Here is a 26,970-nt window from a genome sequence, read left to right on the forward strand (position 1 = left end):
ACATGTCAAACAAGATGCGCTACTGTTTGGCGCATGTCAAACAGTGAGTGGGGTGAGCCGTCACCGGCCTTCCCGGAGCCGGGACGGGAGGAGATCGACCTGGTCACCGCGCTGAAGGCGCTCGCCGATCCCGTCCGGCTGCGCATCATCCGCACCCTGGCCGACGACCGCTACCACCCCTGCTCGGTGCAGGAGTACGGCCTGGACGTCCACAAGTCCACGCTGTCGCACCACTTCAAGACGCTGCGGGAAGCGGGCATCACGTCGACGCGGGTGCGGGGCCGCGAGCACGCCGTGCGGTTGCGGCGCGACGATCTCGACGCCCGCTACCCCGCTCTGATCGACAGCGTGCTCGCGGCCGCCGCGGAACTGGGCCGCGTGTGACGGATCAGCGGTGCAGGTGCGCGACCCAGTCCTCCGGCACCCGCCCGGCGGGTCCCGGCGCGGCCTGCGTGAGCGGACGGTGCTCCGGTGCGGCGAGCGCGGGACCGTTCTCGTGCATGACCTCCTCGCCGTAGTCCCAGAACCACTCCTCGCCCGGCTCGAAGCTGCGCGCGAGCCGGTGCCCGGAGGTCGCGGCGTGCGTGCTGGCGTGCTGGCCGGGCGAGGAGTCGCAACAGCCGATGTGACCGCACTCGGCGCAGCGGCGCAGGTGGAACCACCAGCCCTGCGGGGTCGAAACTTCGCAGTCGGCACAGCCCGTGCCGCTGGGCGGCACCGCGGGGTCGATACCTTGCACGACTCTCCTCCGTTCTGCCGTCCCGCGCGGTGACGTCGGCACCGTCGCGGAACGGCGGTTCTGATCGGGCCCGGTCCACGACGGACCGGGTCGTCCTCACACGCTATGCCCGGTCCCGCCCTGGAGCTCGCGACCGGCGGACGGGTCGTGCTACTGGAGAAGGACGTCGCGATCCTGAGTCACGGCAAGCTGGCCGCGCTGCGCCGGGAGGACGTCGCGCTGCCCGCCCGGCTGGCCGAGCGCCCGGTGAGCGCGGAGGAGGTGGCGCTGTGCCGGCGGCGAAGCCGTCCCTCGGTGGTGTTCGCCCCGGCCGTGCGCGCGAGCGGCTGCACCTGGCGGTCTCCTCCGACGGGTACCTGCCCACCGGTGCCGGTGTGTTCCCGGCTTCCTGCGCGCTAGCAGCCCACGAACGTCAGCGGCCCGCGAACGTCAGCAGCACCGGGCGCTGCCTGCCGTGGCCCGGTGTCACACCTGGTGGCGCAGACGGGTCGCCTCGTCCCCGGACAGGCGGTTGGTGACGCCGCAGGCGGTGCACTGCGTGCTGTACCTGGTCCTGACCGGAAACAGCGGCACGAAGAAGAGCGTGAACCTGGTGACGGACCTGTGCAGGGGGTGCGCCGCCCGGTTGCCGCACCGGGGGCACAGCAGCGTCAGCACCGTGAGGACGAAGACCTTGGTCCGGAAGCCGAAGATGACCACGTTCGTCGCTCCACATCAACTGCCCGCGGATCGTGGGCTCGGTACGGAACCACACTTTAACAGCTGGTCTCACGATCATCCGATCAGCGGATGCGAGGTCAGCGGTCGTGCGCTGGAGGGAGGACGCCGACATCGCCCCGGTCCCGTCCGCTGCTGGGCCGGACCGCGGCTGGTCCGGCGCCGCGGGGCCTGGTCGGGTTCGCCGCCGGAACTTCGCGTCGCGGGTCTTCCGCGCGCCTGTTCGGCACCGCCGGGTTCGTCGCTCACCGGTAGAGCGCGTCGGTGATCGCCGTCCAGCGCGGGTCCGGCCCGGAGGGCGTCAGCACCATCCGGTTCGGCGTGAACGCCACCGCGACGTCCAGGTCGGGGTCGGCGAACGCGAGCGCGCCGCCCGCGCCGGTGTGCCCGAACGCCCGCGGGTTCGGGGCGAACGGCCGCAGTTCGTTCGGCAGCGAGTACCCGGCCGCGAACCTCGTGCCGCCGCCCAGCACCTCGTCGTGGCCCTCGCTGCGCGGCGCGGTCGCCTCGGCCAGCGCCGTCCTGCCCAGCAGACCGCCCAGCCTCCCGAGCAGCAGTGCGAGCGCCCGTGCCGTCGCGTGCCCGTTGGCGGCCGGGATCTGCGCCGCCCGCCACGCCGCGCCGTTGACCGCGTTCGGCACGACCAGGTCCGAGGGGTTGGTGAACGCCCGCACGGCGATCAGCGGCGGCACGACCGGCGGGGCGGCGGCCGGTTCCGGCGGCAGCACGAACGCCGGTTCACCCGGCCCCCGCCACCCCAGTTGCACGCCCAGGTCGGCGACGAGGTCGCGCGGTTCGCGACCGGTGGCCCGGCGCAGCACCTCGCCGACCAGCCAGCCGAACGTGACCGCGTGGTAGCCGTGCCGGGTGCCGGGCTCCCACCACGGCCGCTCGGCGGCCAGCGCGGCGGTCATCGCGCCCCAGTCGTGGAGGCTGCCCGGCGGCAGCGGCTCGCGGATCGCGGGCAGACCCGACCTGTGTGCCAGCAGGTCCGCGGTGGTGGTGTCGATGCCGAGTTCCGGCCAGTACCGGCGCACCGGCGCGTCGAGGTCGAGCAGCCCGTCTCGCACCGCCACGTGCGCCGCGGTGGCCAGGACGGCCTTGGAGACGGAGAAGACGTTGACCGCCGTGTCCCGTTCCCACGACACGCGACCGGCCTCGTCGCGGGTCCCGTGCCACACGTCGACCACCGGTTCGCCGCGGGCGACGACCGCCAGCGCCGCACCACCGCCGCCCACGTGCTCCCGGAACGCCTCCACCACGTGCCGGAACGCCGGATCGCAGATCATCGCCCACATCCTCAACCTAGGTTGCGCAACCAAGGTTGAACATGTCAGCCTGCGACCGTGCCGTCAACCCCCGACCTGACCCTGCTGTTCACCGCACTCGCCGCGTCCTGCGACGCCGCCGTCCGGGCCAGGATGGTCGAGGCGGGGCACGACCGGGTCCGCACCGTCCACGGCTACGTCTTCCAGCACCTGCTTCCCGGCCCGGTCCGCGTGTCCGACCTGGCCGACCTGCTCGGGATGACCGCCCAGGGCGCGTCGAAGGTGGTGGCCGAGATGGAACGGACCGGCTACGTCGCGCGCCGCCCCGACCCGCAGGACAGCCGCGCCCGCCTGGTCGAGATGACTCCGCGCGGTCACGAGGCGGTCGACGCGGGCCGGGCCGCGCGGGCCGCGGTGACCGCTGAGCTGTCGGCCGACCTGGGACCCGACGGCGACACCGTGATCGCTTCCCTGCGAGACCTGGCCGAGCGGACCGGCGCCCTGCGCGAGCTGATGGCACGCCGCTTGCGCCCCTGAGGGCGATCTGGGCCGGCCACCGACGTCGGCGCCGCTCGGTGCTCACGCGCCCACCCGCCTCGCGTCCCGGCAGAACGGAGACAGCGCGTCCGGTCGAGCTCGCACTCCGGCCGGGCGGCCGGGGGTCAGGGGCGCAGCAGGTGCCCGAGCAGCGTGCGGCGTTCGGCCGCGTTGTCCGGACGGGGGTTGAACACCGCGTCGAGCAGTGGCAGCACCTGGTCGCGGGCCTCGCGGGTGCGCATGATCCGCTTCCACAGCATCAGGTTGAGCTGGTAGCGCCACCCCGGGGTGGTCGCCAGTCCGATGACGTTGGTGACGTTGCCGCGGACCTTCGGCGGCAGCGCGCGCACGTCCTCGGGCGTGGTGAGCAGTGTTTCCGGCAGCACGTCGAGGCCGTGCGCGGTCATGAAGCCGAAGTCGGTCGGCCAGGCCGCTGCCCACAGGTAGTCGACCATCCGGCACCAGCCGCGCAGGAACGTGATCTCCAGGTCAGGCCAGGGTGCGGTGTCGGCGTCGGTGATCGCGCGGACCACCACGTCCAGGCAGGTCTTGTGCGCCTTCCACAGGGCCAGGCGGGCCTGTTCCGGGTCCGCGGCCCCGCTCCGGCTCACCAGGGTGAAGTAGGCGCGCCAGTCGTCCACCGCGTCGACGAGCTCCTCCGGTACGTCCCCGCCCGTCACGTACCGGAACCGGGACGGGGTCGGCGGATCGGCGACCGGCAGGACCGGCACCACCCCGGCGGCCCCGGCCGCCAGCCACGGGACGACGCTGAGCGTGTAGTTGCCGTAGCCCCACGGCGAGTCCGGGTCGATGCGCCCGTTGCGCCGGGTGTCGGCGCCGAGCCGGTCGGTGCGGAACTGCCACTGGTGCTGGAACATCAGACCCCACAGGGGGTTGTGCCGGTTGTCGGCGCCGAACCGGTCGGCGGGGTTGGTGCTGTCGATCATCAGTCGGTAGGCGGCCATCCGCTGCTCGAAGCGGAACGGGTCGAACGCCTCCTCGAGGTCATCGGCCGTCATCCAGACCGAGTACAGGTCCAGGGCCGTCAGTTCCTCGGGATGAGCCATGAAGGAAGTCCTCCGCGGTGAGTGGATCGATCGTACTCGGCGGGAGTGGAGAGTCTGCCCGGTCTGCGCCGGTCGGCCGGGTCGGTGCGGGAATCACCTCCTCGCCGCTGTCTCGGCTTCTGCCAGCGGCGAGGAGGTGATCGTGGTCCGGACGGGGCGGTCGAGCGCCCCTCCGGCGAGGTCCGGTGGTCAGACGGAGGCCAGGGCGATGTACTCCGACAGCGTCGCGGCGTGGCCGTGCGGCTCGTGGTTGAGCTCGCGGGTGTCGAACCAGCGGCTGGGGCCGATCTTCAGGGTGACCGCGCCGCCGGAGTCGACGATCCGGGCGGGCAGCTCCTCCCCGAGGTGGGACGCGAGGGGGTCCTGCACCGGCTCGTGGTCCTCGGTGACCGAGGTCAGGTCCACCAGGGTGCTGGCTGCGAGCTGCGCGCCGGTCAGACCGGTCGGCGTGGCCGCGAGCTGGACCAGCAGCTGGTAGTCGGGCTGGTGGGTCAGGTAGTGCGAGGCGTGCGCTTCGCCGCCCGAGCCGAAGACGAGGTAGCGGGGCTCGGGCGGGTAGGCCTCCTGGTCGTCGAACGGTCGGTTGTGGAGCACCTGTGCCGCCTTGGCGGTGAAGCCGGTGGACAGGACGACCTTCTGGCCGAAGTCGTTGTCCGGCAACTGCCACAGCTCGGCCGGGAAGCCGTCTGCGCCGAGCATGTCCTGCAGGTGCATCTTCGAACTCTCGGGGTTGACCACGATGACGGGCGACTTCGGGTCGGTCCGGCGAGCGGAGGCGTAGGCGTCCTGGGCGCTCTGGGGCAGGTCGACCCGGATGACGACGTGGAAGCGGTGCTGGGCCATGTTGAACATGGCCAGGTGGCTGCCGTACACGGTGCTGGTGCCGGTGAGGGCGAAGCCGTGCTGGTCCTTGGGGAAGGCGCCGGCGGTCATGCTGTTCCTCCGATCAGAAGGCCTGGTTCCAGGTGCGGACCAGGGCGAGGCGGGCGATGTCGGGGGTGTCGGCGGTGCCGTCGATGTAGGACGTGATCGCGGTGATGCTCTGGTTCTCGTCGCGTGGTGCGGGAACCTCGACGAGAGCCAGGTCGGCGGCGAGCTCGTCGATCAGCTCCTCGGTGACGTGCGGCATCACGTACAGGTGGGCGTAGTCGGTGTGACCACCGTCGGCGTCGCGCAGCGGCACGGTCGCCAGCGAGTACTTGTGCACGATCTCGTCGCTGGGCTGGCGGAAGCGCACGCTCAGCGAGTAGGGCGTGCGGGCGACCTGCCAGTCGCCGGGGACCACGGCGAGCGTGCGTGCGGCGTAGTCGGCGACCCGCTGCGCGCGGACGACCATGTCGAGCTGGGCCTGCTCGGAGTGACGGGCCAGGAAGTTCCACATGATCAGGGGGGAGAAGGCGTTGCGGGAGCCGCCGAAGGTGGTGTCGGGCGAGCCGATGACGGCGGGTTGCGTGGGGGGCTGCATCTGGAGGTTGGACTTGGTCATGAAGATGCCGCACGGCCAGGGCGCGCCGGGGTACTTGTGACCGCTGGTGACGATCGAGGACACCTCGGGGACGCGGAAGTCGAACGCGGGCAGCGTGGCACCCGGTTCGTCGACCAGGCCCTGCTCGATCGCCCGCTCCAGGAACGGCGCGTAGGTGGCGCCGAGGGCGCCGTCGACGTGGATCCAGTAGCCGGTGCGCTCGTCGACCAGTTCCGCGCCGGTCTCGGGATCGCGTCCGTAGCGGACCTTGCGCTTGTCCAGGCCGTACTTGGTGAACACCTCAGCGGTCAGCCGGGAGCAGATGGTCGCCACGTCGTCGTAGGCGCCCTTGAAGGTGCTGCCGTAGTTGAGGTTGAGCACGACGGGGTGGCCCATCTTGGCGAAGAAGTCCACCAGGGTGATCAGCTTGTCGACGTCGACGGAGCCGGGCCCGTCGGCGCCGTCCTGCGACGGGACCTCCATGTCCCACGGCTGTCCCGGGTTCAGGGGGTTGGCGTGGGGGTACATCTTGGTGCCGACCTCGTAGAAGGTCGGGATGTTGAGCACTCGCAGTGCCTTGGACACCGAGTAGTGGGTGTCCTGGGAGTAGAACGCGACGGGGGAGTAGGCGTTCTGGTTGTCCACCGGCGCGGTGTCCTGCACCCACATCAGGGTGCCGGTGCCGTTCTCGTCCGGCTCGACCATGAGCGTCTTGCCGGACAGGTAGTCCCGCGCGTTCCACAGCGCGTAGTTGTTGCCCTCGGAGGAACCCATGGTGAGGACGTAGCCCCAGTACGCCTCGGGGTCGGTGAGGCCACCGTGCTCGTCGTGCTCGCGGGGCTTGGCGTGCCAGAGGCGGGCGTAGTAGGCGAGCACGGAGCGTTCGGCGGCACGGGAGTCGAGGGTGTAGTGCGAGGGGCGGAACGGGTCGCCGACGTTGTTGATGTTGTAGTTCAGGAAGCTGGCCATGTCCTGCCGGAGATCGAGCTCCTGATTGGTCTGATAACCCAGGAACCTCGGCTGCACGTCGGCGTAGTACGCCTCCAGCTTCGCCAGCACCTCCTTGCGACTGGCGTCGTCCAACCCGCCGCTGGGAAGGGTGAAGTCCTCGTCCGTGGGCTGGTCGGCGGTGACGAGGGCGTCGCCGAGGGACTTGTCCGCGATGGTCATGGTCGCCTTTCGTGGTGGTGCCCGTCGTGCGGGCAGGAGGGAGCGCCCCGGCCGGTGGCCGGGGTGGGTGACTCGTGAGCGGATCAGCTGCGGGCGGGTGTCCTCAACGCGTGCAGCAGGAGCGCCTCGGCGGTGGTCAGCCGTTCCAGTTCGGCGCGGTCGACGCTCTCGTCGTGACCGTGGATGTTGGCGCGGGGCTCCTCGCAGCCCCACAGCACGATGTCGGCCTGCGGGTTGGCCCTGCGGAACGCGGCGACCAGCGGGATCGAGCCGCCCTGGCCCGCGCGCTGGACCTCGGTGGCGCCGTGGGACCGCAGCAGCGCGTGCTCGACGATCCCGGCGTGCTGGCCGGGGATCGCGGTGAACCCGGAACCCTCGCCGACGGGCTCGATCTGCGCCTCGACGTTCCAGGGTGTGGCGCGGCGGATGTGCTCGGACAGAGCCTGCAACGCCTTCTGCGGGTCCTGGTCGGGGGCGATCCGCACGCTGATGCGGGCGGTGACCTCCGATCGCAGGGCGTTGACCGGCTGGTCCATCCCGGGGACGCCGCTCAGGCCGACGACGTTGATCGACGGCTTTCCGTACAGGCGGCTGGCGAGGGTGCCGGTGCCGAGCAGCCTGGGACGTTCGGCACCGCTGCCGAGCACGCCGGCCGCGGCGCGGAACTCCTCCTCGTCGACGGTGGGCCAGGTCCCGTCGTACTCGGTGAGACCGGGGACGGTCACGCTGCCGTCGTCGGGGTCGAGCATCGTGGCCAGCACCTGGGTCAGGGCCATGAACGCGTCCGGCGTCGGACCGCCGTACATGCCGCTGTGGATCTCCTGCTTCAGGGTCCGCAGCGTCACGTCGACCACCGCGATGCCGCGCAGCGTCGAGGTCAGCGTCGGCACGCCCAGCCGCACGTTGCCGGTGTCGGCGACGACGACGAGGTCGGCGGTGAACCGCTCGTCGTCGGGGTGCGCGGCGAGGTGGGAGTCCAGCGCGCTCCTGCCGGTCTCCTCCTCGCCCTCGACGACGATCTTGAGGGTGAACGGAAGCCCCGCGGCACCGCCCAGGGACCGGACGGCACCCAGGTGCATCACGATGCCGGCCTTGTCGTCGGCGGTGCCGCGGCCGTACATGCGGACCCCGTCGGGTTCGGTGAGGGAGGCCGGGGCGAAGGGGTCCTCGATCTTCGTCCACCGCGCCGCGTCGGCGGGCTGGACGTCGTAGTGCGCGTACAGCAGGACGGTCGGGCCGTCACCGGTCCCGGCCTCGTGGGCGTGCACGAGAGGAGCGGACCTGTGCCCGTCGTGTTCGACCGTGATCACCTGCGCGCTGGGCACACCGGCTTCGTGGAGCAGGCGGACGACGTCGTCCGCGGTCGCCCGCAACGTCTCGGGGTTCTGCGCGCTCACCGATCTGAAGCGGACCAGGTGGTCGAGTGTCGCCCACAGGCTCGGCATCGACTCGCGAACCCGTTCGCACACCTCTTCTTCGGAGTGGACAGTGGTCATGGACGGTGTTCTCCCGTGTTCGGCGGAAGCAGGAGTTCACCGTTCATCGTGGCAGCGGGCCGGTGCGGGGGACAGGGCCGCGCGAGCGGAGTGAACCATCAGGTGATCTTTCCGGCGCGACGGCGTGCTCGCTCCAGCCGCACCTGACGGAGCGTCAGGTGCGCCGGGGGGCGAGCCACCGGAGCGGTGGTGCGCGTCCCTCGAACCGGAGGACACCTCCGGACGGTGCGCGAGGGCCGGGTGGAGCGCGGTCGCCGTGCCGATCGCGGTGGCCTTGCTCGCGCAGTGATGTCTCTGGTAGATATATCTCTCAGAGAGGGGTGACGGTGGCCAGAGCGAGTCAGACCGAGGTCGCGGTGCTGGGCGGGTTGAGCGTCCAGCCGATGACGGGTTACGCGCTGCGGGAAGCGATCCGCGACGTGCTGGGGCACTTCTGGAGCGAGAGCTACGGCCAGATCTACCCCACCCTGGCCGAGCTCGAACGGCAGGGGTTCGTGCGCCGGGAGGGCGCGACCAGGACCGGCGCGTCCACGTTCGCGATCACTCCACCGGGGACCCGGCGTCTCCAGGAACTGCTGGCGCAGCCGGTCCAGGTCACGCCCCCGCGCAACGGGCTGATGCTGCGGCTGTACTTCGGCCGGCACCTCGGCCCCGCCGCGTGCCGGACGCTGGTCCAGCAGGCGTTGACCGAAGCGCAGGACGCGCTGGAGCGGTACGCGGAGATCCGCGCGGAGATCGAGGGGCAGGACTCGGCGGACCGCGAGTACTGGCTGCTCACCGTCTCGGCGGGAGAGCACTCCGCCCGCGCCGCGCAGGCGTGGGCGCACGACGCACTGTCCACTCTCGCCGCGCTCGACGACGCGGCGGGAACACGAGCGGGGAGAACCTCATGACGACGACCGCCACGAACCGGCTGAGACGTGCCGCTGCCGCCACCGCGACGGGTTTCGTCGCGGTGGCGGTGTTCCAGGCACTGCTGGCCGCCGGAGTCCCGCTGGGCCGGGCCGCCTGGGGCGGCGCGGCGGCCGAACTGCCTACCGCTCTGCGGGTGTCCAGCGGTGTCGCCGCGGTGTTCTGGCTGGTGGCCGCGACGGTGGTGCTGCGGCGGGGTGGCTACCCCGTGCGGTGGGTGCCGGAGCGGGTCGCCGGGATCGGCACGTGGGCGTTGGTCGGACTGCTCGTGGCGGGGCTGGTGATGAACCTGGCCTCACCGAGCCCGTGGGAACGCTTCGGCTGGGCGCCGGTGATCGCGGTGCTGGGCGCGCTGTGCCTGACCGTGGCACGCGGGCACCGTCCGGCCTCGTAGCCGCGGACCGGGGAAGCCTCCGGTGCTGGCGTGCACGGGCTCGCACCGCCGGGCGGGGAGTCGGCCGGTGTGCACCGCGTCGAGTACCGGCCGCTCGCCGTGGTGCGTCGAAGCCGGAGCGGTGTGGTGCCGGGGTGGTCGGCACCCCTCCGCTCGACGCGGAGCAGTTCGGCGCGTGCTTCGCCCTGACTGCGGCGGCCAGCCGCGTGCGGCACGACCGACCTCGTCTCCGTCAGCGGTCTCGCGCCGGTCGCCCGCGTGCTGCCCGGTCACGTCGACACCGCCCGGTGCTGCGCGGAGAAGTCGCCGTCCGCGTGCGGCTCCGGCGACGAGCGCGATCGGGCCCGTGAGTTCTCCACGAGCCGGGGTCAGGAGTCGTCCGTCCTCGTCGGACTGTCCGTCGACGCCACCCGGCCGCTGCCGCCGCCGTCGCACCGGTCCGCGGTGCGACGGCGGCGACGGTCGGGGGCGCGCGCCCCACGGTGCGCTACGCGGGCTGGACCACGTCGTCCCCGGTGTCGACACGGCCCTGCGGATCGGTCTGCGCGGCCAGGGCCGCGCTGGCCTCTGTCCAGGTGGGATCGCCGGGGTTCACGGCGCTGCGCAGGTAGGCCCAGACGAGCGCTCGGACAGCGGCGACGCGCCCGGGGTTCTCGTCGGTGGTCTCGGCGGCGTCGTAGCCCGAGACGCCGCCGAGCAGGTGCCCGGCTCCGAACAGGGTGAGCAACGTCTTGTTCCGCCCGGGGCTGCGGTGGTACGCGTCCGCCCGCCAGTCCGCCCGGTCGGTGAACACCGGGTTGTGGTCGTCGTCGCCGACGACGACGAGGACCTGCCCGGTCATCTTCGAGAAGCTGGTGCCCGCCAGGTCGGGGAAGCGCTCGGCGGCCGCGTCGGCGAGGCCGTCACCGGCGCCCGGCCCGGCCAGGACGACACCGGCGGTGATCCGCTCGTCGCGCAGGTCGAGGACGCTTCCGTCGTGGGGGTCGATCATCGTCGCGCCGCAGAGCATTCCCGCGGTGTGGCCTCCCAGCGAGTGCCCGACCACCGCGATCTTCGTGCGGTCCACCCGACCGGCCAGCCCCGGCACGGCCCGTTCGACGTCGCCGAGGTGGTCCAGGACGACGCGCACGTCCTCGACCCGCGAACGCCAGAACAGGGGGGCGCCGGTGGTTCCGCTGTCGCGCAGGCCCAGGCCGGTGGAGTCCAGGTGGGTCGGTTGCAGGACGACGAACCCGTGAGCGGCCCAGAAGTCCACGAGGGGCCCGTAGCCCCTGAGCGAGGACAGGAAGTTCGACGCGCCGTGCCCGTGGGAGAACACGACGACGGGCAGGTCCTCACCGGTGGCCGGTGCGGAGACCTTGACCTCCAGGGGGACGGGACGGCCGGGGACCGTCAGCGTCACGGGGCTGAGGGTGACGACGGGCCGGGCGGCGTCGACGGGCAGTCCGGCGGCCTCGGTGAGGGGTGCGCTCACGCTGGGTCTCCTGAGTGGTCGTGCGCCGGTGCCGCGGCACCGGCGGAAGAGGGAATCCGCCGAGCGGCGTGCGGTTGCGCTCTCACCGGGAGACGGAGAGGGCGAACGTCACGGTTCCCAGTGCCCTGGCGGTCGCGAAGAACAGCGGGGCGACGTGCTCGGTGGCCAGGGCGGTGTCGATGCCGCCCAGGTCGAGGACACTGCTCTCGGGCCACCCCAGATCGGCGAGCAGACCGGTGACGACGGTCTTGGCCGCGTCGTCGTCGCCGCTGACGAAAGCGGTCGCCCGAGGCAGCGACGCCAGCGGGTCGACCATGATGGTGAAGTTCATCGTGTTGAGGGTCTTCACGACACGCGCCCGCGGGAAACGCGCCTGCACCTGCCGGGCCACGCTGTCGCCGGGGTGGGCCATCGTCAGCTGCGGGGTGACGGCGGCGGAGGGGTCGAGCACGATCTTCTCGCCCAGGACGTCCTCCCCGATCTCCTCCAGGGTGCTGAGCACGACCGTGCCGGGAACGGCGGTGACGACCACGTCGGCGGAGGCGACGGCCTCGCGCTGGCCGACCGTCCCGGCCTCTCCTCCGGGCGTCCGCGATCCGTGGACCACGTGGTGGCCGCTGGCCGCCAGGCGTGTGCCGAGTGCCGAGCCGACCTTGCCTGTGCCGAGAACTGCGATGTTCATGGGTTCTTCCTGTGACGGGACGGACGAATCGGGTGGGAGGGTGCGGTGTCGTCACCGGGACGCGACGCTCGCGCCCCCCGGAGATCCCTCCGGCTCACGTCTTCGATGGTGCGGCCCGGTCCTGCGGCGCGTCCAACACCGCGTGAGTTCCGACCGGTACCCCACGGGTATCGGTGTCCGCGGTCCTCGGAGCCGCGAGACCGGTGGCACCCGCGGGCGGTGGGGAGAAGACGATCGGGTCGTCGGCCGGGAGCGGTTCCTCACCGTGCGCGCCCGGCGGCGGGCGCGCGGTGTCCGCCCGGAAGCCGGATCGTGACGACCAGGCCACCGGTGGGGCGGGGCGCGAGGTCGAGGGTCCCGTCGTGCGCCCGGACGATGCTGTGCACGATGGCCAGCCCGAGACCGACACCGGCGTGCTCGTCGGTGCGTGCGCGGTCCGTTCCGCGTTGGAAGGGTTCGGTGAGGACCGGCACCAGTTCCGGCGGGAGCGGACGGCCCGTGTTCTCGACCCGCAGCACGCTCGCGTCGTGCTGCGACTCGGTGTGGACCGTCACGGTGCCGCCGGTGGGGAGGTTGTGCACGACGGCGTTCTGCACGAGGTTCGTCACCATCCGCAGCACGAGCGCCGCGGAGCCGACGGCTCGCGTCGTCCCGCCGGTGACGACGAGCGAGATCCCGCGCTGTTCGGCGAGGGGGAGCAGCGTCTCCGCGGCTTCTTCGGCCGCGAGGGAGAGGTCGACGGACTCGCGGGTGAAGGTCCTGCGGTCGGCGCGGCTGAGCAGCAGGAGGGCCTCGGTGAGGTCGATCGCCCTCGCGTTGACGGTGTGCAGGCGTTCGACGAGCTCGTCCCCGTTCTGCGCGGGGTCGTCGCGGGCGACGTCGAGGAGCGCCTGCGAGATCGCCAGCGGGGTGCGCAGCTCGTGCGAGGCGTTCGCGGCGAACCTCTGCTGCTCGGCGACGTGGGACTCCAGTCGTTCGAGCATGGTGTCGAACACGTCGGCGAGTTCGCGGAACTCGTCCTCGGGACCCTCCATGCGGATCCGGTGGGACAGCGATCCGTTCGTGACCGTCCGTGCCGCGTCCGCGATGCGCGTGAGCGGTGCGAGCATCCGCCCGGCGAGGACCCACCCTCCGACGAGGCCGAACACGAGCAGGAACATCATCGCCTGGGCCGCGGCGGGGATGAAGGTGCGCACGAGGAGGTAGCGGTTGGGCGAGACCCCCAGAAGACCCTGCGGGCTGTCGGGCACGTAGCGCAGCAGGAACACCCACACCACGGCCAGCAGGACGGCACCGGCGACGAGGAGGAATCCGGCGTAGCTGACGGTGAGCTTCAGGCGGGCGCTGAGCTTCAGGCTGGCGCTGAGCCCCTGGCGTCTAGTCATGCGCGCTTCCGGTGTCGATCCGGTAGCCGACACCGGGCACCGTGGCGATGAGCCACGGATCGCCGAGTCGCTTGCGCAGTGCCGAGACGGTGATGCGGACGGCGTTGGTGAAGGGGTCGGCGTTCTCGTCCCAGGCCCGCTCCAGCAGCTCCTCGGCGCTCACGACACCGCCCCCGGCGGCGACGAGCACTTCGAGGACGGCGAACTGCTTGCGGGTGAGCGCGACGTAGCGCCCGTCGCGGAAGACCTCTCGGCGGAAGGGGTCCAGCCGCAGACCCGCGATCTCGCTGACCGGAGGCCGGGCGCACGCGCGCCGTCGGTCGAGCGCCCGCAGCCGCAGGACGAGTTCCCGCAGCTCGAACGGTTTGGTCAGGTAGTCGTCGGCGCCGAGTTCGAACCCGGAGGCCTTGTCGTCGATCCGGTCGGCGGCGGTGAGCATCAGGATCGGGACGCCGCTGCCGGAGGCCACGATGCGCCGGGCGACCTCGTCGCCGGAGGGACCGGGGACGTCGCGGTCGAGGACCGCGAGGTCGTAGGAGTTGGTGCTGAGCAGTTCCAGGGCGGTGTCGCCGTCGCGGGCGACGTCGGCGGCGATCGCTGCCAGGCGGAGCCCGTCGCGGACGGCTTCGGCGAGGTAGGGCTCGTCCTCCAGGATCAGCACGCGCATGCCCGGAGCCTAGGCAGCACGGCATATCGCCCACGTACGCGAACCGGACGCGTCCCCCGGCGCGGCGACCGGGGTGCTCGATCCACCCCGGCCGCGCTCGTCCGGCGTCAGCCGCCGTCCGGCAGGTCGGGCAGCACGCCGGTGATCGCCTTGGTCTCCTGCCGGCAGACCTCCAGGAACGGCACGTCGTCGACGTTGCAGAGGGTGACGCCGACCCAGCCGGTGTCCGGGTAGACGCTCCAGTTGGCGGCACTGCCACCGGCGACACCGCCGCGCCCGAACACCCACTGGCCACCGATGATCGAGGTCGGCATCGTGTACGTGTGGTACGACGTGGGGTCGTGAGCGGGGAGCTTCGGCCCGGCGAACAGGTCGGCGTACGGGCGGGCCAGCACCGTGCCGTCGTACAGCGCGTTCGCGAACCGGACCAGGTCCGGCGCGGTGGCGAAGGCGTCGCCCGAGGCGTTGCCGATGAAGGCGCGGGCCGGGTTCCTGTCCGGGATGTACGGGTTCGACGTGCCCTCGTCGAGGTTGCGGACGGCGTCCACCCGGCTGCCGTCGGTCTGGACCATGTACGAGTGCGCGATGTGCTCGTCGGTGAGCCACTGCTGCCGGGTGTAGAACGCCGAGCCGGTCATGCCGCAGCGCGCGAAGACGTGCTCGTGCACGTGGTCCCAGAACGTCGTGCCGGTCACGGCCTCCACGATCTGCGCGGCGATGGCCAGGCCGACACCGCCGCCGGGACCGTGGCCGCCGCTGCTGCTGTCGCCCGAGCCCGGAACCGCCACCAGCTCCGCCTGCCGGGCCCAGAGCCTCTGGTGCTCGTGCACCTCCTGCCTGCTGTGGAAGACGCGCCGCCAGTCCGGCATCGGGGCGTTCAGCCCGGAGGTGTTGGTGAGCAGCTGGTGCACGGTCACCTGCTCGGCGATCTCCTCGGCGAAGCCCGTCAGGTGCGTGCCGACCGTGTCCAACAGCGCCATCCGGCCCTGCTGCACCAGTTGCAGGACGGCCACCGCCAGGAACGGCTGACTGGCCGAGGACAGGTTGACCGCGACGCCCTCGTGGTTGCGGATCCCCCTCTCCTCGTCGGCCATGCCGTAGCTGCGGGACAGCACGGTCCGGCCCCGGTGCGACAGGAGCACCACGCCGGAGAACTTGCCCTGCGCGGCCAGCTCCGCGATGTAGCGGTCGTAGGCCCCGCCGGGCCGGGTGTCCGGCGGCAGGTGGGTGTCGGCCGAGGCCGGGGCGGCGTGGCCGCGCCCGGCGCCCACCAGCGGCGTGCCGGCCACCACACCGGCGGCGGCCGCCCCGCCCCACCCGAGCAGTCGCCGCCGGTCGACACCACGTGCGGAATCGGAGTCCATGATCGCGATTTCCTCCTGATCGACGAACCGACCGTGTGCGGATGCGCTGCGGTCCGTGCGTCCACTCAAGACGCCGGACCGTTGCGACAGCGTCTGCGGTTGTCGATACGCCCGCGATACGCCCGGCCGTCGACCGGGACCGGACTCGTCGCCGGTCCGGACAGCTGCCCGGTGCCGGTGGTCCCACCCGGTCGCTCCGGCCCGCCGGGACGACAGAACGACGCCGGCTCGCTCGTGCGCGGTGCTCCACGGGCTCAGGGCAGGACGCTCGACGGAGTGCGCCCGGCCTCCCGCAGGCGGGCCGCGTCCCGGCTCGGGGGCGTGCCGAACTGGCGGCGGTACTCCCGGCTGAACTGCGACGGGTTGTCGTAGCCGACGCGCTGGGCGACTCCGGTGACGTCGCCGGGGTGGGTGGTGAGCAGCAGCCGGGCCTCCTGCAAGCGGATCTGCTTCTGGAACTGGATGGGGCTCATCGCGGTCACCGCCTGGAAGTTCCGGTAGAAGGCCGACGCGCTCATGCCGGACGTGCGCGCCAGGTCCTCGACCCGGAAGGGCTGCGCGTAGTGCTCGCGGATCCAGCGCACGGCCCGTGAGATGTGGCTGAGGCCGCTGTCGGCGAGGCCGAGCTGGCGGACGGCCGCCCCCTGCTCACCGGTGATCAGGCGCCACAGGATCTCGCGTTTCACCAGCGGCGCCAGCACGGCGCGGTCGCGGGGCTCGTCGAGCAGGCGCAGCAGCCGGATCACCGCGTCGAGCAGCGCGGCGGAGGCGTCGCTGACGGCGATCCCCGACGGGATGCGTTCGCCGGCGCGGGGAGCGTCCCCCGGACCGGCCAGCAGCAGCAGTTCTGCGACGGCGGAGGGTTCGAGCACGAGACCGAAGCCGAGGGCCGGGTGTTCGGGGTCCGCCCGGATGAACTGCCCGGTGACGGGCAGGTCGACGGAGGCGACCAGGCACTGTCCCGGCCCGTACTCGTAGATCCGGTCGCCCAGGGCCAGGCGCTTGGCGCCCTGGGCGATGACCGCGAGGACCGTGCCGGACGTGGAGGGCGTCGGCGGGTCCGACCGGTCGACCTTCGAGATGAGCACGCCGTCGACGGCGGTGGTCCAGTCGGGGCGGACGTGCCGGGCCAGCAGGGTGCGGAACTCGTCGAGGGACATGCGCCCAGTGCAGCACTCCTCCGCACCGGAGTTCTCGCGATCGGGAGGATCGTGCAGGAGAAAGCGAGAATCGTTCTACGTTTTCCCAGGTCAGCACGCTTGACTGGAACAGCCCCGCTCCACCACCGAGAAGAGGAACCCGTGATCGCCACCTACGGCTTCAACGCCACCCTGACCGCGGTTCCCGGCCTGGGCGACCAGCTGGTCGACCTCCTGCTGACGGGGCTGGACGAGGGAAACCCCGGAGCGAGCGAGCACTGCGTCGTCTACCTGGTCTCCCGCTCCGCGTCCGACCCCGACGTCGTCCACGTCACCGAGGGCTGGACCAGCGAGGAGGACCACCACCGCGTCTTCACCGGCGAGGCCGCGCAGGCCGTCGTGGCCCGGATCGGCGGACTGCTGGCCGGGGAGCCCGAGTACACCGACCACGTTCCCGTCCGCGGCAGGGCGGCCTTCGAAAACCGGTGACCTCTCGGCCCGCCGCCTCCACGCCCGGTGATGCGGCTCCCCCCACCCGCCCGACCGTCGGGCACCGTTCCACGAAAGGCGACGACATGACCACGGCACGCCCCTCCCTGGATCCCGAGCTGCGCGAACTGCTGAGCGGCATGCCCCTCGTGTCCCGCCTCGACCCGGAGGTCCTCGCGCAACTGCGCGAGTTCCCCGCGACACCCGTCGAGTCCCTCCTGGAGCACCGGCAGGTCGACCGGCGCGAGATCACCGTGCCGGCCGAGGACGGTGCCCCGATCCGCCTGTCGGTCTTCAGCCCCGCGGGAACCGACCGCGCCGCCTCCTCCGCACCCTGCGTCTACTGGATCCACGGTGGCGGGATGGTGATGGGCGACCGCTTCTCGCAGATCGACATCCCGCTGGAGTGGCTCGACGAGTTCGGCGCGGTCGTCGTCTCCGTGGAGTACCGGCTCGCACCGGAGGCCACCGGCACCACCCTCCTCGACGACTGCCACCAGGGTCTGCTCTGGACCGTCGAACACGCCGACGAACTGGGCATCGACCCCGCCCGGATCGTCGTCGCCGGCGCCAGCGCGGGCGGCGGCCTCGCCGCGGGCCTCACCCTGCTGGCCCGCGACCTCGGCACCCCGGCGATCGCCGGGCAGGTCCTGATCTGCCCCATGCTCGACCACCGCAACACCAGCACCTCCAGCCGCCAGTACTCCGGCGTGCCCGGCGTCTGGACCAGCGAGATGAACGCGTTCGGCTGGCAGGCCGTCCTCGGTGACCGCGGCGACGACGAGGTGCCCGTCCACGTCTCACCCGCGCTGGCCGAGGACCTCTCGGGCCTGCCGGCCACCTACGTCGACACCGGCTCCGCCGAGGTGTTCCGCGACGAGGACACCGACTACGCCACCCGCATCTGGGCGGCCGGCGGTCACGCCGAACTCCACGTCTGGGCAGGCGGCTTCCACGGTTTCGACGCCCTGTACCCGCAGGCGCGCATCTCGGTCACCGCCCGCCGGACCCGCACCGACTGGCTCGGCCGGCTCCTGGCCACGAACTCCGCCGCCCCGCACGGCGTCTGACCCCGTCTGCGCGGGCGTCCGGCCCGGTGCGGGCACCTCCGCAGCGCGCTGGGCCGCAGCGCGCTGGGCCGCAGCGCGCTGGGCCGCAGTGGCACTGCGCCCGGTGCGCATCCGCGTCCCGGCCGCCGTGGCCGGTGCTCGCCGCACGGCAGCTGATCTGGTGGACCTGCTGCCCGACCTGCCGCGGGCCACGCGCAGCGGCAGATCGGCGGGCTCGCCGCGGCGAGCCCGCCGGCGGCGGTGGAGGTGCGCGCGGTCGGCAGGCGCACGTCAGCGGAGGACGAACCCCTCATGGCGCCGGAGCCCGTCCCGACCTGCGTTCGGGACTCAGTCGGCGAGCGCCTGTTCGCGCAAGATGTCGGCGTGGCCGCAGTGGTGGGCCAGTTCCCGCAGGACGTGCAGGTACACCCAGCGGAGCGTGCGTGGTCCGGACCGGTGGCCGGTCACGACGGCGTCCAGCGGCAGGCCCGCGATCATGGTCCGGGCCGTGGCGCAGGCTTCCCGGTGGGCCGCCGTGACCGAGGCGATGGTGTCGTCGTCGGAGAGCCGGAAGGATTCCTCCGGACTCCGCACCAGGCCGAGCTGCTGGCGGGACGTGCCACCGACGCACTCCTCGAACCACACCCGCTGCATCCAGGTGACGTGCTTGAGCAGCCCGAGCAGCGTCGTCGCCGACGGGACGAGCCGACGGCGGGCCTGTTCCTCGGTGAGCGAGTCGAGAGTCGCCTCGACGGCGCTGCGACACTCCTCGACGAACGCGTCGAGCTGTGCGCGCTCGTCGTCCAGCGGCACGTCGAACGAACCCATCGAAGTCCTCCGCAACGTCGGGGGCGAGGAGCCGCGGCAGCTCGTGCGAGCGGCGGCCAGCGGTGACGCCGACCGACCCCCGGCTCCTGCTGCACGACCCGGCACGAGTCAACCAGTGCGCGGCCCGAGGTGGGCGGCGGGTGCGGGTGAGCGGTGGACACGACGACCGCGGTCCGCCGATGCGCGAAGTGCCGCGAAGCGCGGCCGCGCGTGCCGCCGCGGCACGACCGCGCCCCGGTGCCCGAGCCCGCAACGGCGTGGTCGAGAGCGACGGGGTTGCCCGGCACCCGCATCAGCGGCGCTGGTGGTGCCGGAGTCGAGGGCGTAGCCGTCGGCTCCGGGCGGCGGCGTCACGCGGGGTGGATGAGGCGGCTCTCGTAGGTGAAGATCACGGCCTGTGTCCGATCGCGGAGTTCGAGCTTGTGCAGGATTCGCCCCAGGTGGGACTTCACGGTTGCCTCCGCGAGGTGCAGGGCGGCCGCGATCTCGGTGTTGGACAGGCCGCGGCCCACCTGGAGGAGCACCTCGTGCTCCCGAGCGCTGAGCCGACCCAGCCGCTCGTCGCGCTCGGCGGTGCGGCCGTCGGGGATGTGCGGGCGGAGCTTCTCCAGCAGGCGGCGGGTGATCCTCGGGGAGACCACCGCGTCGCCCGCGGCCACGTCGCGTATCGCGGTGAGCAGCTCCTCGGGCCTGGTGTTCTTCAGCAGGAAGCCCGAGGCTCCGGCTCTGAGCCCGGCGAAGGCGTACTCGTCCAGGTCGAAGGTGGTGAGGATCAGCACTCTGGTCGACGGGGACGTCCTGACGACCTGCCGGGTCGCCTCGATCCCGTCGGTCCCCGGCATCCGGACGTCCATGAGGACGACATCGGGGCGCAGCTCCCCGGCGAGGCGCACGGCCTGGCCGCCGTCTGCGGCTTCGCCGACCGGTGCCATGTCGGGCTGGGCGTCCAGGACCGTGCTGAAGGCCATGCGGAGCAGCGCTTCGTCGTCGGCGATCAGGATGCGGATCGTCATGCGGACGCCGCTCCGCCGCTGCCGAGGAAGAGGCGGGTGTGGACTCCCCAGCCGCCGCCCGGAAGCGGACCGGCCTGCAACTTCCCCCCGTAGGCGGCCGAGCGCTCGCGCATGCCGGGGATGCCGTGGCCGGACGGTGTGGCACCGGGACGTGGTGGACGGGGACCGCTGTCGGTGACGTCGACCGTGACGGTCCCGGTCGAGCAGCGCACCCGGACCTTCGCGTGTGTGCCGGTGGGCGTGTGCTTGAGGGTGTTGGTCAAGGCTTCCTGCACCAGGCGGTAGACGGTCAGTTGTGCGGTGGCGGGTACGTGGGCGTGTCCGCCGCGGACCTCCAGGCGGGTCGGCAGACCGGCGGCGCACATCTGGTCGACGAGGGTCTCCAGCTGTGCGATGCCGGGCGGCGGGTGGAGCTCCGCGTCCGGTTCGTCGCTTCGCAGGACGCCCAGGGAACGCCGCATGTCGGTCAGGGCCTGCCGGCCTGTCTCGGAGATCTGGAGCATCGCGGCGGTGGCCCTGTCGGGCGACCGGTGCTGCGCGTAGACGGCGGCGTCGGTGAGCGCGACCATGACGGACAGGTTGTGGGTGACGATGTCGTGCACTTCCCGGGTGATGCGCGTCCTCTCCTCGGCGACGGCCGCTCGCGCCTGCTGCTCCTGCTCCTGCACCAGGCGCACGGCCCGTTCCTCCAGGGCCGCGAGGTAGGCGCGCGTGGTCCGCACGTTCACACCGAGGACGGCGGCGGCGACGGTCATCGCGGTGACCGCGACGAAGGGGGTCAGGAACGCGCCTTCCGTCGCCCAGCGCAGGCAGGCCAGCAGGACCCCCACCTCCACGACGGCACCGGCGACGAGCGCAGCGCGCCGGCCCGAGTTCGCCGCCACCGTGTGGAGAGCCACCAGCAAGGCGACGTCCGCCGGCAGTTGCACGTCCACCAGCCACTGGACGAGGGCTGCGGCCGCCACCGCGCCGAACACCGCGAGAGGTGCCCGGCGCCGCCACACCAGGGGCAGCGAGAGGGCGGCGGTGAGGACCACGGCCACCGCCAGCTCGTGCGGTGCCCGTGTGGTCAGGACGTGGAGAAGCAGAAGCGCCGGCAGCAGCGAGTCCCACACCGCGGACGGCAGCCGGGAACCCCGGTGTCCGGCGGTTCCCACCGGTCGCGCCGCTCGTGCGGAGGCCAGGTCGGCGTACCTCGCCAGCCGTACGGCCGTCCTCGCCCGCCGCACCCGGTCCCGGTGTGCGTCGCCGGGTTCCGCAGCCGCCTCGGTCATCACACGTCCCTGTCGATTCAGCGTCGGAGCGGCCCCGGCCGGGGGCCGCCACCGCGTACAGCCGGAGCCGAGCACGGGGAACGCCCGCGCCTCGCGCTGCCCGGCACGCACCGCGGCCCTGTCACGGTAGGCCGCGAGCCGGGGGAACACATGAGCCCACCGTCTGACGGCACCGCGCCGAGTTGCGACCGCAGGAGGAGTCCCACCACCTCCCGTGGTCGCAGAGCGACCGCTGATCCGGCGTTCTCGATCGCCACTCCGATCGCACGGGGACCTGCCTCCGGTCACGACCCCGGTCGCAACCGGATGGCGACCCGGGACCGATGCGGCGGCACCCGCCCGGCGCCGACCATGGCCGGGTGACCGAGACCATCACGGGACTGCACACGTCCCCGCTGGAAGTGATCGTCCTGCTGAGCGCGGTCGCGTTGGTGGTGGCGCGCTGGCTTCCCCCCGCCGCCCGCCCGCGCGTCACGATCGCGGCGGGGACGGTCTTCGTGCTGTCCGCGATCGTGCTGGGCGTGACGGGAATCCGGTGGCAGATGCTGCCGGTACTGGCAGGCGCTGCCCTCGCGTTGCCGTTCGCCTCCTCCTCCCTGCTGCCACGCCGTACCGGCCGCCCGCCGCGGCGGGTCCGCTGGTGGCTGGCGTTGCCGGGATCGACGGCCTGCATCGGCTTGATCACCGCGGGCCCGGTGGCCGCCTGGGCCTTTCCCGTACCCGTGTTCCCCGAACCCTCCGGTCCCTTCGGGGTCGGCACCCGAGTGGTGCAGTGGACCGACCAGAACCGCCCCGAGACCTTCACCGCCGATCCGCACGACCTGCGCACGGTCGTGGTCCAGCTCTGGTACCCCGCGCAGAACGGCCCCGCGGACGCGCAGAAGGCCCAGTACCTCGGGCGCACCGAGGACGAGGCGCGCACCGTCTCCGACGCCCTGGCCCGCGGAGTCGGTCTGCCGGCCTTCCTGGTCGACGGTGTCGCGCGTGCCCGGACCCGTTCGGCCTTCGACGCCCCGGTGGCCGGCGAGGGGGGACGGTTCCCCGTCGTGCTGTTCTCGCCGGGGTCGAGCGGAGTGCGCACCCAGAACACCGCGTGGGCGGAGGAACTGGCCAGCCACGGCTACGTGGTCGCCGCCCTCGACCACCCGTACGACTCCGCCGCCGTCGTCCTCGCCGACGGCCGAACGATCAACAGCGAGACCACCTCCACCGGCGACCGGGACGAGGACGACGAGCTGGCAGCCGGCTGGACGGCGGTTCGAGCCGCCGACCTCGGCTTCGTCCTGACCCGGTTGGACGCTCTGGACCGAGGTGGGGCCGCCGACCAGTTGACCGGACGCCTGGACACCGGCCGGGTCGCGGTGACCGGCCACTCCATGGGTGGTGCTGCCGCCCTGCAGGCGGCCAGGCGGGATCACCGCTTCGACGCCGTCATCGATCTGGACGGCTACCCCCACGGCGCCACCTCACCCTCGCTCGACCAGCCGACGCTCGCGCTCACCCAGGCCATCACCCCGGCGACCGACCCGCGCTACATACCCCGCCTCACCGAGGTGCTCGACCTGAGCACTGCGACGGGCTACCGGCTCGCCGTTCCCGGAGCCGCACACCTCACCTTCACGGACGGCCCCCTGTACCTGCCGCCCGTGCCCTCGGCAGTCGGCTCTCTGGGCCGCACCGGAGGGCCGCGCGTCGTCGCCGCAGCCGCTCTCGCCTTCCTGGACGTCGTCCTGCGAGAGAAGTCCGGTGACCCGGCCGATGTTCTGTCGGCCCACGGCGATCTCAGCGTCCACCACCCGGACGGCCCGCGCTGATCGGCCGTGCCGCGGCGGCCGGTGCTCTGCGCTCGGCGCGGGGGACAGCAGCCGCGACGCGGGGACGGGGTGGAACCAGCCGCGCTGGTCGACGCGATCGACGACCGCGTTCGTCCGCGGGTGCGGCCTCCGCCGAGGACGGCGTCCGCCCCGACACCCCGCCGCCGCACCGCATCGAGGTCAGCAGGTGACGAGGAGATCCGGGCACGCGTCACCGGTTCTCACCGGGGTCGCTCGGGTGCGGCGGCCGCTGTTCCGGGTCACGCCCCCGCGGCCGGCCCCGGCGCCCCGCGCGACGACCTGCCGAGCGGCACGTGGTGCTGGTCCCGGGGGACCGTGCGCGCAGCAGCCGACCGTTCCGCGGGCGCGACCGGCGCACCGGGCCGGGCCGGCGAGGACGTCAGGCGGAGCAGGTAGGACACTTCGTCGTCAGGTGACACGGACGGACCTCCCGGTCGTGGTCAGGGCGTGCGCACGCAGCGGAACAGGGCCCAGCGCGGTGCGGCGAGCGGTGCGCGGGGGTGGTCGTCGAACCCGACCTCGCCCGGTTTGCCCTCGGAGAACTCGTCCAGGCGGAAGCCGCAGTGGCGCAGAGCCCGCAGGTAGGTCTCCAGGCTTCGGTGGTGGGCCGGGCGGTCGGCCCAGGTGGGCAGGTCCGGCCGCTCGCCGTCGGCGAAGTAGCCCGCCGGACCCGCGGTGGCGGTGGGGTGGTCGACGCGGAACACGAAGCGCCCGCCGGGCTCGACGTGGTGGTGCAGCGTTTCCAGCAGCCGGGCGAGGTTGCGCACGTGCTGGGGTGCGGTGGTGGACACGACCAGGTCGAAGCGGCCGAGGTCGGCGCCCCACCAGCGGTCCAGGTCGGTGGTGCGCACGTCGACCGGGTGGGGGTGCGCGGCGGTGCGGGCCCCGGCGGCGAGCGACTCGTCGGCGGCCAGGCCCACGCAGGTCCTCGGACCGCCCCCGGCGACCCGGCGGACCACGAGCGGGTCGCCGCAGCCCAGGTCGAGCACAGCTCGGTCGCGCACGTCGCCGAGCAGCGCCAACACGTGATCGGCGGCGTCGCGCGCAGCGGTGTCGTGGGTGGTGGTCACGATCGGCCTCCTCGGTTCGTCATGCGGCGCGGCCCACCGCGGCGAAGTCGGCGATGCGCAGCGGGGGCATCGCGGTGCGGGTGCGCTCGTCGTCCCACTCCCTGGCCAGGGTGACCGAGGTGGGCCCCACCTCCAGCACGCGGTCCAGCAGGTGCAGCGGGCTCTCGTTGAAGCGGAAGTCGTCCACCGCGGCCACCACCTCGCCGTCGCGCACCAGGTGCACGCCGTCGCGGGTCAGGCCGGTCAGCAGCAGCGTCCGCGGGTCGACGTCGCGCAGGTACCACAGCGAGGTCAGCAGCAGGCCGTGCCGTGTGGTCGCGATCATCTCCGACAGCGACGGCTCGTCCCCCCGGCCCTGCAGCACGAGGTTGCCGACGCGCGGGGTCACCGGCGCGCCCGCGTTCTCGGCCGACGCCCTGGTGTGCACGAGCGCGGTGAGCACGCCGTCGGTGATCCACGACGTCGGTCCCAGGGACAGGCCGTTGTCCGACACGGAGGTGTCCGCACCCGACGTGCGGGCCACGACGAACGGGTCGCACGCCACGCCCGGCGCGGTCGGATCGCTGCGCAGCGTCAGCGCTCGGCTGCTGAGCCGGTCGCCGAGCCGCCCGGCGAACGCGCTGCGTCCGTCCTCGGCGTCCCGCGCACCCGCCGACCAGTAGAGCTGCCGCATCAGGTCGGCGGTGCACGAGGGCGGGAGCAGCACCTCGTAGCGGCCGGGGGTCAGGTCGAGGCGGCGCGCGCTCCAGTCCAGCCGCCGTTCCAGCGACGCCAGCACCGCGGGCAGGTCGAGTTCCGCCGGGGAGTCCACCTCCGCGCCCGCCCAGCTCGACGCGGGCGGGTCGGCGGCGCGGGCGGTCAGGTCCAGCAGGGTCCGGGGCTGCACGTGCCGCAGCCGCAGACCGGTCGTCGTGCCGAGCAGGGTCGTGCGCACCTCGTGCTCGGCGTAGCCGTGCAGCACGCGGCCCCTCCGGGCGAAGTCGCGAGCGGCCTCGGCGACCTCCGCGGCGGTCTCGGCCAGCGCGTGGGGCGGTGCGTCCGCGGCCGGCTCGCGCCAGTCCGGCGCCTCCGGCCGGTCGGCGGGCACGAGGGGCCCCGCGCCGCCCTCGGCCTCGGGGCGGCGTGCCGCCGCTGACGCCGACGCCACGAGGTCGCGCACACCCGAGGCGTCCAGCGCGCCGCCGCCCGAGACCACTCCAGCGGTGCCGGCGGGGGTCAGCACGACCACGTGGACCCGCCGCTCCACCACGTGCCCGGCGCGCGTCGCGGTGTCGCCGGCCCAGCGCAGGTGCGCGTGCACCACCTCGTCCACGACCACCGCGGTCCCGTCGCCGGGCCGCGCCGCGGCGAGCGCCCGCTCCACGACCTCGTGTGCCGGGATCACGCGGCACCGCCGACGTTGAGCACGGGCACGCCCCGGAACAGCGCCGGGGGAACCGCGTGGCTGGCGGCGGCGGCCTGCGCCGGCCGTCCCTTGCCGCAGAAGTCCGCGCCGAACGAGGTGACCGTGCTGGCGTCGCCGAGCCCGGCGAGCGCGTTCCAGAAGTCCGTGGTGGACGACTGGTAGGCCACGCCGGACAGCGGCTCCGCGAGCCGGCCCGAGCGGATGCGGTGGCAGCGCTGGGCGGTGAACTGGAAGTTCTCCCGACGCGAGTCGATGGACCAGCTCGCCGACCCCACCAGGTACACGCCGTCCTCGACGCCGCCGATCAGGTCCTCGACGCGGCAGGGTGTGGCCGACGGTTGCAGGGACACGTTCGGCATCCGCGGCAGCGGCGGGTGCGACGACGACTCGGCGAACGCGCAGCCGTTGGAGCGGCTCGCACCCACCGCCCACGCGGTGGACCGGTCGAACTGGAACCCCGTCAGCACGCCGTTCTCCACCAGCGGCCACGACTGAGCGGCCACGCCCTCGTCGTCGAAGCCGGTGGTGGCCATGCCGTGCGGTGCGGTGCGATCGGCGGTGACGGTCATCAGCTCGGAGCCGTAGCGCAGGTGGCCGAGCTGGTCGGGCGTGGCGAACGTCGTGCCCGCGTAGGAGATCTCGTGTCCGAGCGCGCGGTCCAGCTCGGTGGCGTGGCCGACGGTCTCGTGCACGGTGAGCCAGAGGTTCGACGCGTCCACCACGAGGTCGTGGGAACCGGGCTCGACCGGGCGCGCGCGGAGCTTCTCGGCCAGGTGCTCCGGCATCGCGGCGATCTCGTCCGCCCAGTCCCAGCCCGTACCGCCGAGGTACTCCCACCCGCGCGCGACGGGTGGGCCGAGCGAGCGCAGCGTCTCCACCACGCCCGTGCGCGGGTGGACGCCGGTCACCAGCACCTGGGGGTGGACGCGGACGCGCTGCTGCGTGGTGGTGGTGCCCGCGAGGTCGGCGTAGAAGCGGTTCTCCTGCACCGCGGTGCACTTGGCGAGCACGGACGACACGTGCGGCGAGGCGAGCAGGTTCCGGCTCCACCCGCCGAGCACTGCGGCGCGCTCCGGTTCGGGCACGTCGAACGGGTTGATCTCGTAGGCCGACCTCCACGTCGCGTCGGTGTGCACGGGCTCGTCGGCGAACGGAACGCCGTCACCGGACAGCGGCTCGCAGGCGCGGGCCACGGCCCAGGCCCGGTTCGCCGCGTCGGCTGCGGCCTCGGCGGTCAGCTCGGACGTGGCGGCGAACCCCCGGCCCCTCGCGGTGGTCAGGCGGACCGACAGCGCCGTGCGCTCGGTCTCGGCGGCGGCCGCGGTGCTGCCGTCGCGCAGCAGCAGCTGGCCGCGGCGGGTGCGCACCACCTGCACGGCGGCGTGCCGGGCGCCGAACCGGCGAGCCCGGTCGAGCGCGGCGTCGGCGAGCCGGCGCAGGGGAAGGGCGAGGAACGCTTGGTCCACCGGGTTGCTCCTTCACACGGCCGTTCCGACCTAGACTGCTATCTTAAACTAAAGCAGACGTGGGC

27 protein-coding genes are annotated in these 26,970 nt (G+C 73.0%); 8 read left to right on the forward strand and 19 right to left on the reverse strand.

From position 1 onward, the window contains the following. The first annotated feature begins 33 nt into the window (after positions 1 to 33). Complete coding sequence (locus IMZ35_RS25805) at positions 34 to 384, forward strand: ArsR/SmtB family transcription factor (protein ID WP_199443783.1); 351 nt, start codon at positions 34 to 36, stop codon at positions 382 to 384. A 4-nt stretch (positions 385 to 388) separates the two neighbouring features. Here IMZ35_RS25805 and IMZ35_RS25810 read toward each other — a convergent pair whose 3' ends face one another. After that, on the reverse strand, positions 389 to 739 hold the full coding sequence (locus tag IMZ35_RS25810; protein ID WP_199443784.1) for a UBP-type zinc finger domain-containing protein: 351 nt from the start codon (positions 737 to 739) through the stop codon (positions 389 to 391). A 105-nt stretch (positions 740 to 844) separates the two neighbouring features. Between IMZ35_RS25810 and IMZ35_RS25815 the strand changes: the two genes are divergently transcribed. Beyond that, positions 845 to 1,138, forward strand: coding sequence for a P-loop NTPase family protein (locus tag IMZ35_RS25815; protein ID WP_199443785.1), 294 nt, complete (start codon positions 845 to 847; stop codon positions 1,136 to 1,138). Between the two features lie 66 nt (positions 1,139 to 1,204). Here IMZ35_RS25815 and IMZ35_RS31085 read toward each other — a convergent pair whose 3' ends face one another. Then, complete coding sequence (locus IMZ35_RS31085) at positions 1,205 to 1,438, reverse strand: zinc-ribbon domain-containing protein (protein ID WP_199443786.1); 234 nt, start codon at positions 1,436 to 1,438, stop codon at positions 1,205 to 1,207. 263 nt (positions 1,439 to 1,701) lie between these two features. After that, positions 1,702 to 2,745, reverse strand: coding sequence for a serine hydrolase domain-containing protein (locus IMZ35_RS25825; protein ID WP_199443787.1), 1,044 nt, complete (start codon positions 2,743 to 2,745; stop codon positions 1,702 to 1,704). A gap of 57 nt (positions 2,746 to 2,802) precedes the next feature. Here IMZ35_RS25825 and IMZ35_RS31090 point away from each other — a divergent pair, with 57 nt between their 5' ends. Continuing rightward, entirely contained in the window at positions 2,803 to 3,261 is a 459-nt protein-coding gene (locus tag IMZ35_RS31090) for a MarR family winged helix-turn-helix transcriptional regulator (protein WP_199443788.1), read from the forward strand. A 125-nt stretch (positions 3,262 to 3,386) separates the two neighbouring features. On the opposite strand, the gene IMZ35_RS25835 is transcribed toward IMZ35_RS31090, so the two are convergent. The 4 genes from IMZ35_RS25835 to IMZ35_RS25850 all read right to left on the reverse strand — a co-directional run bounded on the left by IMZ35_RS25835 (position 3,387) and on the right by IMZ35_RS25850 (position 8,459). Further along, positions 3,387 to 4,328, reverse strand: a complete 942-nt coding sequence (locus IMZ35_RS25835; RefSeq protein ID WP_199443789.1) for a Leg1-related protein — start codon at positions 4,326 to 4,328, stop codon at positions 3,387 to 3,389. Positions 4,329 to 4,517: 189 nt separating this feature from the next. After that, the gene (locus IMZ35_RS25840) at positions 4,518 to 5,261 is read right to left on the reverse strand and encodes a hypothetical protein (protein WP_199443790.1); all 744 of its coding nucleotides are present in this window, start codon (positions 5,259 to 5,261) and stop codon (positions 4,518 to 4,520) included. A gap of 13 nt (positions 5,262 to 5,274) precedes the next feature. Further along, positions 5,275 to 6,963: a PLP-dependent aminotransferase family protein gene (locus IMZ35_RS25845; RefSeq protein ID WP_229373230.1), complete on the reverse strand. Its 1,689-nt coding sequence runs from the start codon at positions 6,961 to 6,963 to the stop codon at positions 5,275 to 5,277. Positions 6,964 to 7,046: 83 nt separating this feature from the next. After that, complete coding sequence (locus IMZ35_RS25850; RefSeq protein ID WP_199443791.1) at positions 7,047 to 8,459, reverse strand: M20/M25/M40 family metallo-hydrolase; 1,413 nt, start codon at positions 8,457 to 8,459, stop codon at positions 7,047 to 7,049. Positions 8,460 to 8,785: 326 nt separating this feature from the next. Between IMZ35_RS25850 and IMZ35_RS25855 the strand changes: the two genes are divergently transcribed. Next, positions 8,786 to 9,352, forward strand: a complete 567-nt coding sequence (locus IMZ35_RS25855) for a PadR family transcriptional regulator (protein WP_199443792.1) — start codon at positions 8,786 to 8,788, stop codon at positions 9,350 to 9,352. Beyond that, positions 9,349 to 9,765 (forward strand): hypothetical protein, encoded by a 417-nt coding sequence (locus tag IMZ35_RS25860; RefSeq protein WP_199443793.1) that lies wholly within the window; start codon positions 9,349 to 9,351, stop codon positions 9,763 to 9,765. Before IMZ35_RS25855 ends, IMZ35_RS25860 begins: the two co-directional genes overlap by 4 nt. 487 nt (positions 9,766 to 10,252) lie before the next feature. Here the strand turns inward: IMZ35_RS25860 and IMZ35_RS25865 are convergent, their stop codons facing one another. The 6 genes from IMZ35_RS25865 to IMZ35_RS25890 all read right to left on the reverse strand — a co-directional run bounded on the left by IMZ35_RS25865 (position 10,253) and on the right by IMZ35_RS25890 (position 16,497). Then, positions 10,253 to 11,239: an alpha/beta hydrolase family protein gene (locus IMZ35_RS25865; RefSeq protein ID WP_199443794.1), complete on the reverse strand. Its 987-nt coding sequence runs from the start codon at positions 11,237 to 11,239 to the stop codon at positions 10,253 to 10,255. Positions 11,240 to 11,321: 82 nt separating this feature from the next. Beyond that, complete coding sequence (locus IMZ35_RS25870) at positions 11,322 to 11,921, reverse strand: NADPH-dependent F420 reductase (protein WP_199443795.1); 600 nt, start codon at positions 11,919 to 11,921, stop codon at positions 11,322 to 11,324. A 260-nt stretch (positions 11,922 to 12,181) separates the two neighbouring features. Beyond that, entirely contained in the window at positions 12,182 to 13,306 is a 1,125-nt protein-coding gene (locus IMZ35_RS25875; RefSeq protein ID WP_199443796.1) for a sensor histidine kinase, read from the reverse strand. Next, positions 13,299 to 13,973 (reverse strand): response regulator transcription factor, encoded by a 675-nt coding sequence (locus IMZ35_RS25880; RefSeq protein WP_199443797.1) that lies wholly within the window; start codon positions 13,971 to 13,973, stop codon positions 13,299 to 13,301. The genes IMZ35_RS25875 and IMZ35_RS25880 overlap by 8 nt, the downstream gene beginning before the upstream one ends. A gap of 107 nt (positions 13,974 to 14,080) precedes the next feature. Next, the gene (locus IMZ35_RS25885; protein WP_199443798.1) at positions 14,081 to 15,337 is read right to left on the reverse strand and encodes a serine hydrolase domain-containing protein; all 1,257 of its coding nucleotides are present in this window, start codon (positions 15,335 to 15,337) and stop codon (positions 14,081 to 14,083) included. 254 nt (positions 15,338 to 15,591) lie between these two features. After that, the gene (locus IMZ35_RS25890) at positions 15,592 to 16,497 is read right to left on the reverse strand and encodes an AraC family transcriptional regulator (RefSeq protein ID WP_199443799.1); all 906 of its coding nucleotides are present in this window, start codon (positions 16,495 to 16,497) and stop codon (positions 15,592 to 15,594) included. A 141-nt stretch (positions 16,498 to 16,638) separates the two neighbouring features. On the opposite strand from IMZ35_RS25890, the gene IMZ35_RS25895 reads away from it, so the two are divergent. Together IMZ35_RS25895 and IMZ35_RS25900 are read left to right on the forward strand one after the other, a co-directional pair. Then, positions 16,639 to 16,965: a putative quinol monooxygenase gene (locus tag IMZ35_RS25895; protein WP_199443800.1), complete on the forward strand. Its 327-nt coding sequence runs from the start codon at positions 16,639 to 16,641 to the stop codon at positions 16,963 to 16,965. An 86-nt stretch (positions 16,966 to 17,051) separates the two neighbouring features. Next, positions 17,052 to 18,035: an alpha/beta hydrolase gene (locus IMZ35_RS25900; RefSeq protein ID WP_199443801.1), complete on the forward strand. Its 984-nt coding sequence runs from the start codon at positions 17,052 to 17,054 to the stop codon at positions 18,033 to 18,035. A gap of 327 nt (positions 18,036 to 18,362) precedes the next feature. Here IMZ35_RS25900 and IMZ35_RS25905 read toward each other — a convergent pair whose 3' ends face one another. From IMZ35_RS25905 to IMZ35_RS31560, 3 genes are all read right to left on the reverse strand, one after another. Continuing rightward, positions 18,363 to 18,842, reverse strand: a complete 480-nt coding sequence (locus IMZ35_RS25905) for a DinB family protein (RefSeq protein ID WP_199443802.1) — start codon at positions 18,840 to 18,842, stop codon at positions 18,363 to 18,365. A 350-nt stretch (positions 18,843 to 19,192) separates the two neighbouring features. Beyond that, positions 19,193 to 19,855 (reverse strand): response regulator, encoded by a 663-nt coding sequence (locus IMZ35_RS25910; RefSeq protein ID WP_199443803.1) that lies wholly within the window; start codon positions 19,853 to 19,855, stop codon positions 19,193 to 19,195. After that, complete coding sequence (locus IMZ35_RS31560) at positions 19,852 to 21,129, reverse strand: sensor histidine kinase (protein WP_199443804.1); 1,278 nt, start codon at positions 21,127 to 21,129, stop codon at positions 19,852 to 19,854. Before IMZ35_RS31560 ends, IMZ35_RS25910 begins: the two co-directional genes overlap by 4 nt. A gap of 359 nt (positions 21,130 to 21,488) precedes the next feature. Here IMZ35_RS31560 and IMZ35_RS25920 point away from each other — a divergent pair, with 359 nt between their 5' ends. After that, positions 21,489 to 22,943, forward strand: coding sequence for an alpha/beta hydrolase family protein (locus IMZ35_RS25920; protein ID WP_307868788.1), 1,455 nt, complete (start codon positions 21,489 to 21,491; stop codon positions 22,941 to 22,943). Positions 22,944 to 23,404: 461 nt separating this feature from the next. Here IMZ35_RS25920 and IMZ35_RS25925 read toward each other — a convergent pair whose 3' ends face one another. The 3 genes from IMZ35_RS25925 to IMZ35_RS25935 are packed head-to-tail and all read right to left on the reverse strand — an operon-like array spanning position 23,405 to position 26,905. After that, positions 23,405 to 24,034, reverse strand: coding sequence for a class I SAM-dependent methyltransferase (locus IMZ35_RS25925; protein ID WP_199443806.1), 630 nt, complete (start codon positions 24,032 to 24,034; stop codon positions 23,405 to 23,407). Between the two features lie 19 nt (positions 24,035 to 24,053). Further along, positions 24,054 to 25,418, reverse strand: coding sequence for a metallopeptidase TldD-related protein (locus IMZ35_RS31960; RefSeq protein ID WP_199443807.1), 1,365 nt, complete (start codon positions 25,416 to 25,418; stop codon positions 24,054 to 24,056). Continuing rightward, entirely contained in the window at positions 25,415 to 26,905 is a 1,491-nt protein-coding gene (locus tag IMZ35_RS25935) for a TldD/PmbA family protein (protein WP_199443808.1), read from the reverse strand. The genes IMZ35_RS31960 and IMZ35_RS25935 overlap by 4 nt, the downstream gene beginning before the upstream one ends. Positions 26,906 to 26,970: the final 65 nt, after the last annotated feature.

The organism is Umezawaea beigongshangensis, from assembly GCF_016464305.1.
Lineage (GTDB): Bacteria > Actinomycetota > Actinomycetes > Mycobacteriales > Pseudonocardiaceae > Umezawaea_A > Umezawaea_A beigongshangensis.

Coding starts and splice junctions, on each gene's coding strand:
- IMZ35_RS25815 (WP_199443785.1), top strand. CDS start 845: ATGCCCGGTCCCGCCCTGGAGCTCGCGACCGGCGGACGGGTCGTGCTA.
- IMZ35_RS25885 (WP_199443798.1), bottom strand. CDS start 15,337: ATGGACTCCGATTCCGCACGTGGTGTCGACCGGCGGCGACTGCTCGGG.
- IMZ35_RS25860 (WP_199443793.1), top strand. CDS start 9,349: ATGACGACGACCGCCACGAACCGGCTGAGACGTGCCGCTGCCGCCACC.
- IMZ35_RS25845 (WP_229373230.1), bottom strand. CDS start 6,963: ATGACCATCGCGGACAAGTCCCTCGGCGACGCCCTCGTCACCGCCGAC.
- IMZ35_RS25880 (WP_199443797.1), bottom strand. CDS start 13,973: ATGCGCGTGCTGATCCTGGAGGACGAGCCCTACCTCGCCGAAGCCGTC.
- IMZ35_RS25910 (WP_199443803.1), bottom strand. CDS start 19,855: ATGACGATCCGCATCCTGATCGCCGACGACGAAGCGCTGCTCCGCATG.
- IMZ35_RS25840 (WP_199443790.1), bottom strand. CDS start 5,261: ATGACCGCCGGCGCCTTCCCCAAGGACCAGCACGGCTTCGCCCTCACC.
- IMZ35_RS25825 (WP_199443787.1), bottom strand. CDS start 2,745: ATGATCTGCGATCCGGCGTTCCGGCACGTGGTGGAGGCGTTCCGGGAG.
- IMZ35_RS25905 (WP_199443802.1), bottom strand. CDS start 18,842: ATGGGTTCGTTCGACGTGCCGCTGGACGACGAGCGCGCACAGCTCGAC.
- IMZ35_RS25850 (WP_199443791.1), bottom strand. CDS start 8,459: ATGACCACTGTCCACTCCGAAGAAGAGGTGTGCGAACGGGTTCGCGAG.
- IMZ35_RS31560 (WP_199443804.1), bottom strand. CDS start 21,129: ATGACCGAGGCGGCTGCGGAACCCGGCGACGCACACCGGGACCGGGTG.
- IMZ35_RS25805 (WP_199443783.1), top strand. CDS start 34: ATGTCAAACAGTGAGTGGGGTGAGCCGTCACCGGCCTTCCCGGAGCCG.
- IMZ35_RS25870 (WP_199443795.1), bottom strand. CDS start 11,921: ATGAACATCGCAGTTCTCGGCACAGGCAAGGTCGGCTCGGCACTCGGC.
- IMZ35_RS25835 (WP_199443789.1), bottom strand. CDS start 4,328: ATGGCTCATCCCGAGGAACTGACGGCCCTGGACCTGTACTCGGTCTGG.
- IMZ35_RS25900 (WP_199443801.1), top strand. CDS start 17,052: ATGACCACGGCACGCCCCTCCCTGGATCCCGAGCTGCGCGAACTGCTG.
- IMZ35_RS25890 (WP_199443799.1), bottom strand. CDS start 16,497: ATGTCCCTCGACGAGTTCCGCACCCTGCTGGCCCGGCACGTCCGCCCC.
- IMZ35_RS25875 (WP_199443796.1), bottom strand. CDS start 13,306: ATGACTAGACGCCAGGGGCTCAGCGCCAGCCTGAAGCTCAGCGCCCGC.